At 67.3% G+C, this 4,228-nt stretch carries 5 protein-coding genes and 1 pseudogene; 4 read left to right on the top strand and 2 right to left on the bottom strand.

Annotation, left to right across the window (positions count from 1 at the left end):
- The coding region (locus tag ACIQ6O_RS13630; RefSeq protein WP_396208334.1) for an amidohydrolase family protein at positions 1–1,409 on the bottom strand (1,409 nt) is incomplete at its 3' end.
- A gap of 61 nt (positions 1,410–1,470) precedes the next feature.
- Between ACIQ6O_RS13630 and ACIQ6O_RS13625 the strand changes: the two genes are divergently transcribed.
- The 4 genes from ACIQ6O_RS13625 (at position 1,471) to ACIQ6O_RS13610 (ending at position 2,627) form a co-directional block, all read left to right on the top strand.
- On the top strand, positions 1,471–1,710 hold the full coding sequence (locus tag ACIQ6O_RS13625) for a hypothetical protein (protein ID WP_396208333.1): 240 nt from the start codon (positions 1,471–1,473) through the stop codon (positions 1,708–1,710).
- Positions 1,697–2,128 carry a TA system VapC family ribonuclease toxin gene (locus ACIQ6O_RS13620; protein WP_396208332.1) on the top strand — a complete coding sequence of 144 codons (432 nt, stop codon included), beginning with the start codon at positions 1,697–1,699 and terminating at the stop codon, positions 2,126–2,128. The genes ACIQ6O_RS13625 and ACIQ6O_RS13620 overlap by 14 nt, the downstream gene beginning before the upstream one ends.
- 61 nt (positions 2,129–2,189) lie before the next feature.
- Entirely contained in the window at positions 2,190–2,396 is a 207-nt protein-coding gene (locus ACIQ6O_RS13615; RefSeq protein WP_396208331.1) for a type II toxin-antitoxin system HicB family antitoxin, read from the top strand.
- Between the two features lie 18 nt (positions 2,397–2,414).
- On the top strand, positions 2,415–2,627 hold the full coding sequence (locus ACIQ6O_RS13610) for a type II toxin-antitoxin system HicA family toxin (protein WP_396208330.1): 213 nt from the start codon (positions 2,415–2,417) through the stop codon (positions 2,625–2,627).
- A 71-nt stretch (positions 2,628–2,698) separates the two neighbouring features.
- Here ACIQ6O_RS13610 and ACIQ6O_RS13605 read toward each other — a convergent pair.
- Positions 2,699–4,228 (bottom strand): annotated as a pseudogene (locus ACIQ6O_RS13605) (glycosyl hydrolase); the annotation flags it as partial.

Genomic DNA, 4,228 nt, shown 5'->3' with positions numbered 1-4,228 from the left:
GTAATCACGTGCCGCACGTTGGCACCGCTCGCGTACAGCAGGTTGCTGAGCGGCTCGGGCCCCACGGCGCCGCTCCCCACCAGCAGGCCACTCACGTCGATGGTGCACAGATCGGCCTTGGCGCCCACCGCAATGCGGCCGATGTCAGTGCGACGCAGCCCATCGGCCGCCACGTGCGTGGCTCCGTACACCGCATCACGCATGCTCGGCATGGGGAGCGGAGCACCGGTGCGATTCGGCTGGGCGTTGAGCAACCGCGCGCGAGCCCGCCCGCAGATCACCGCGAGCTTGAGGTTCTCCAGGTAATCGTTGCTGTGCGTGTCGATCCCCACGTTCACATACACGCCGGCGGCGATCGCTTCGGGGTACGGCTGTGTGCCGCTCGAGTTCCCCGCGCCGCCGCCGCTCGGACAGTGCGCGTACACGCCGCCGTGCCGCTTCAGTACGTCCCACTCAGCCGCGGTGGCGCCCGTCATGTGCGCCCCGAAGAACGGGCCGTCGAACACCCCGAAACTCTCGAGCCACTCGGCGGGCGACTTCCCATACAGCCGCTGTACCGCGCGCACCTCGCCGGCGCCCTGCGCGAGATGCGTGTGGATACCGTTCCCCACCTCGCGCGCCGCCGCCACGATGGCGCGCATCGTCTCCGGCGTGTGCGTGTCGGCCGCATGCGGCGTGAGCATGGGGCGTATGAGCCCCTCTTCGGCGCCGTTTACCTGCAGGGCGAACGCGCGATTGGCCGCGATCTCCGCCAACGTGTCGGGGACGCTCGCGGTGAGCGCGTCGTCAGTGGTGCGCCGCCAGATGGGGAAGAGCCGCGCCGTGCCCGGCACCATGCCGCCGGGGAAGCCACGCACATGCCAGCGCCGCGCCACACGCACGTAGCTTTGCGCCTGCTTGAGGCTGAGACTCATCTCCACGTGTGACGTGCACCCCGATCGCAGCAACTCGGCGATGTTGTACGCCGTGATATCGTCGAGCAGGTCGTCGGGGAGCTGCTCCACCAGTTCGATGGGGCGCTGATACGACCGCCCCTCCTCGATGAGCCCGCGCGTGGGGCTGCCACTCGCCGCGTGCGTGTGTCCCGAAATGAACCCCGGCAGCAGCAGTTGCCCCGTCGCGTCGATGCGCGCGGCCGTACCGCCAATGCGCCCCTCGCGCACCTCCACGATTTCGTTGCCACGCACGCGCACCGAGCAGTCGCCAATCAGCACCGGCGCCCCGTTACGCCACACCAGCGCCGCCGACGCGTCGATGATGTAGTCGCGGGTGCGAGGCAGGCGCGCGCGGGGAGGCTGCGCCGGCCGGGCATCGGCGACGGCCGGGATGCCGAAGAGCGGGAGGGCGCCCACCGCGCCGCGCGTGATTGCTTCGCGGCGGGTGAGGTTGGTGTCGTCGCGGGCAGTCACACGCGGGTGGGCTGATTGACGGTAGCTTGAGCAAGCATGGATCCATGCTTATACTGTATCCATGGAGAAAATGCAAATCCTGTTTCCTGAGCCGCAGCTGGCCCGGCTCCGCCAGGCGGCCAAGGTCATGGACCGCCCGGTGAGCGAGCTGGTGCGGGCGGCCGTGGATGCGTGGCTCGCGGCCAATGCGCCCGCCCCGCGGCAGGTGCGGGAGGCGCCCCCGGTGTACGGACTCGGCGACATCCGGGCTGACGCCGACACGCTGCGCGAGCGCGCCTGGGAGGACCGTGCAGAGCTTTGACACCAACGTCCTGCTCTACGCCATCAATCGGGACTGCGCAGAGCACGAACCGTGTCGGGCCCTGATTGCGAAGGCGCTGGATACGCCGAGCGACTGGGTCGTCGCCGACCAGCTGTGGTTCGAGCTGTATCGCCTGTTACGGCACCCGAACGTGCTGCAGCGTCCGCTCGATGCGGCGACTGCGGCCAACACCGTGGCGTGGTACCGTGACAAGAGCGGCTGGCAGCAGTGCGCCTGGTCGCCGGCGCAGATGCCCAAACTGCAGGCGCAGTGGTCGAACCCGGAGTTCCCCGCGCGCCGTACCTTCGATGCGGTGCTGGCGGTCACACTCCGATCGAATGGCGTCACGAGGTTCTACACGCGCAACGCACGCGCCTTCGCGGGCGCCGGGTTTGCTGAGGTGATCGAACCCGCATGATACCGACGTCCGAGGTTATGCTACATTCACGCAGCTGCGCACTTCGCCTTCGGAGATATCCATGTTCTTGACCCTCGAAGTTGACCACGAAGCGGACGGCCGCTTTATCGCTGAAGTGACGGATCTGCCTGGTGTGTTGGCGTATGGCACAACGGAGGCGGAAGCCGTGGCGCGCGTTCAAGCGCTCGCACTGCGCGTGCTGGCCGATCGTCTGGAGAATGGGGAGCCGGTACCCAGCCTGCTCCCGCTCGATTTTCGCGCCGCATAATCGGAACTCGCGCGTCGAATGAGTGAGTGGCCCTCAACGAAAGCACGGCGCGTGCTGGCTGCGCTGCTGCGGCTCGGTTGGAGCGTGAAACGCGAAGCGAGTTCGCACAAAGTGCTCGCGCGCGAGGGATGGAGCGACACGGTCTTCGCGTTTCATGAGGGCGAAGAAATCGGTCCGCGGATGCTCGCGCGCCTTGCAAAACAGACCGGCCTACGGCCTCAGGATTTGTAGGCCGCCGAACACATCGATGTGTCCGCAGCCACCCGAAGCGGCTGCGGACGCATCGACTCTGACCACGCCGCTCAGAACATCACCGGCGTCGCCAACCCCAGCTTCGCGGCCTTCTGCGCGAACGCGGCCAGATCGCCGGCCACGAAGTCCTTGAACTGCGTCTTGAGCCCGTCGAGCTGCTTGCGCAGCATGCCGTGCACCTCCACCTGCTGATCGGTGGGGCGGAAATCGGCACTCGACGCGGCCACGTCGCTCCCGACGCTCGCCAGCTTCTCGTAGAGCTGGTTGGGCGTACGGAATGCATCCTCGCGCGCGCCGGTGAGCGCGATGTCGTACAGCTTCCCTTCGATTGCGATCACGCGCTTTTCCACCGCGTCGATTTCCTTGAGGAACGCTTCGGCATCCGGCACCTTGAGCGCCGGGCCGGGGCTGGCGCCGTATTCCTTCGCATCGCGGATCTTCTCGCGCAGCGTGGTGCGCATCTGCTCGAAGCCGCGCCGCTGCCACTCGCTCTCATCGATGAGCGCCACGGTTTCGTTCATCGCGTCGCGAATGCGCAACGCCAGCGCCACCTGCGCGGCGATGTCGGCGTCGGTGCCTTCACTATTGGGGTCGCGGCGCACCTCGAGCTTCTGGCGCAGCGTGTCGCTCTTCCACACCATCGCCACCGTGTACGTGCCCGGCGCCACCAACGGCCCCACCTGCCCGCCCACGAGGTCGAGATCCCACGGCACCAGCGGACGCGAGTCGAGCACACGTAGCGCGGTGTTCCCCGGCGGAGCGGTGCGCAGCTTTGCCTTGCGCGGCCCCTCGTGCCGCAGATCCCACAGCGCGCGATTGAGCCCGCGCTTGGCAGGCGCGCCCGCGAACTTGCGGATGAGCGCACCGCCCGCGTCATACACCATGAAGCGTACGGAATCGCGCGGCAGCGAATCCTTCGCCGAGGCACCAATCGTGTAGTTGATCGTCGCCGCGAGCGGCGGGTCCTGGCCACCCACGAGCGAATTGGTCGCCGCAAGCGGCGTGGCGATCTTGCGGAACCGATACGCCGCCCGCATGGGCATGAGTGCCACTGGCTTCGACGCCAGCGAGTCGGCCATCGCGCGCAGATACGAAATGTCATCGGCAATCCAGAACCCGCGCCCGTACGTGCTCACCACCAAGTCGTGGAAGTGCCCCTGAATCTGCAGCCAGCTCACCGGCGCATGCGGCAGCCCGCCAGCGGCCGCGTTGTTCAACTCCACCCACTGCTTGCCATCGTCGAGCGATACGTACAGCGCGTTCTCAGTGCCGGCGTACAGCAGCCCCTTCCGCACGGGATCCTCGCGCACCACGTGCACGTAGCTGAACACACTCTTGGGAATGCCCGCGTCGAGCCGCGTGAACGTCTTGCCGTAGTCGGTGGTCTTGTAGATGTACGGGTCGCGATCGTTGATGAGATGCGCGTCCACCGCCACGTACGCCGTGCCGGCATCGTACTTGCTGGGTTCAATAGCCGAAATGGTGCTCCACTTGGGGAGCCCCGGCAGATTGGCGGTGAGGTTCGTCCACGTCTTGCCGCCGTCGCGCGTGATGTGCATGAGGCCGTCCATGGTGCCGGC

The sequence above is a fragment of the Gemmatimonas sp. genome, from assembly GCF_044345575.1.
In the GTDB taxonomy this organism is placed as follows: domain Bacteria; phylum Gemmatimonadota; class Gemmatimonadetes; order Gemmatimonadales; family Gemmatimonadaceae; genus Gemmatimonas.
Note: the sequence above shows the minus strand (reverse complement) of the source record. Positions and strands in the feature narration are given on the sequence as shown.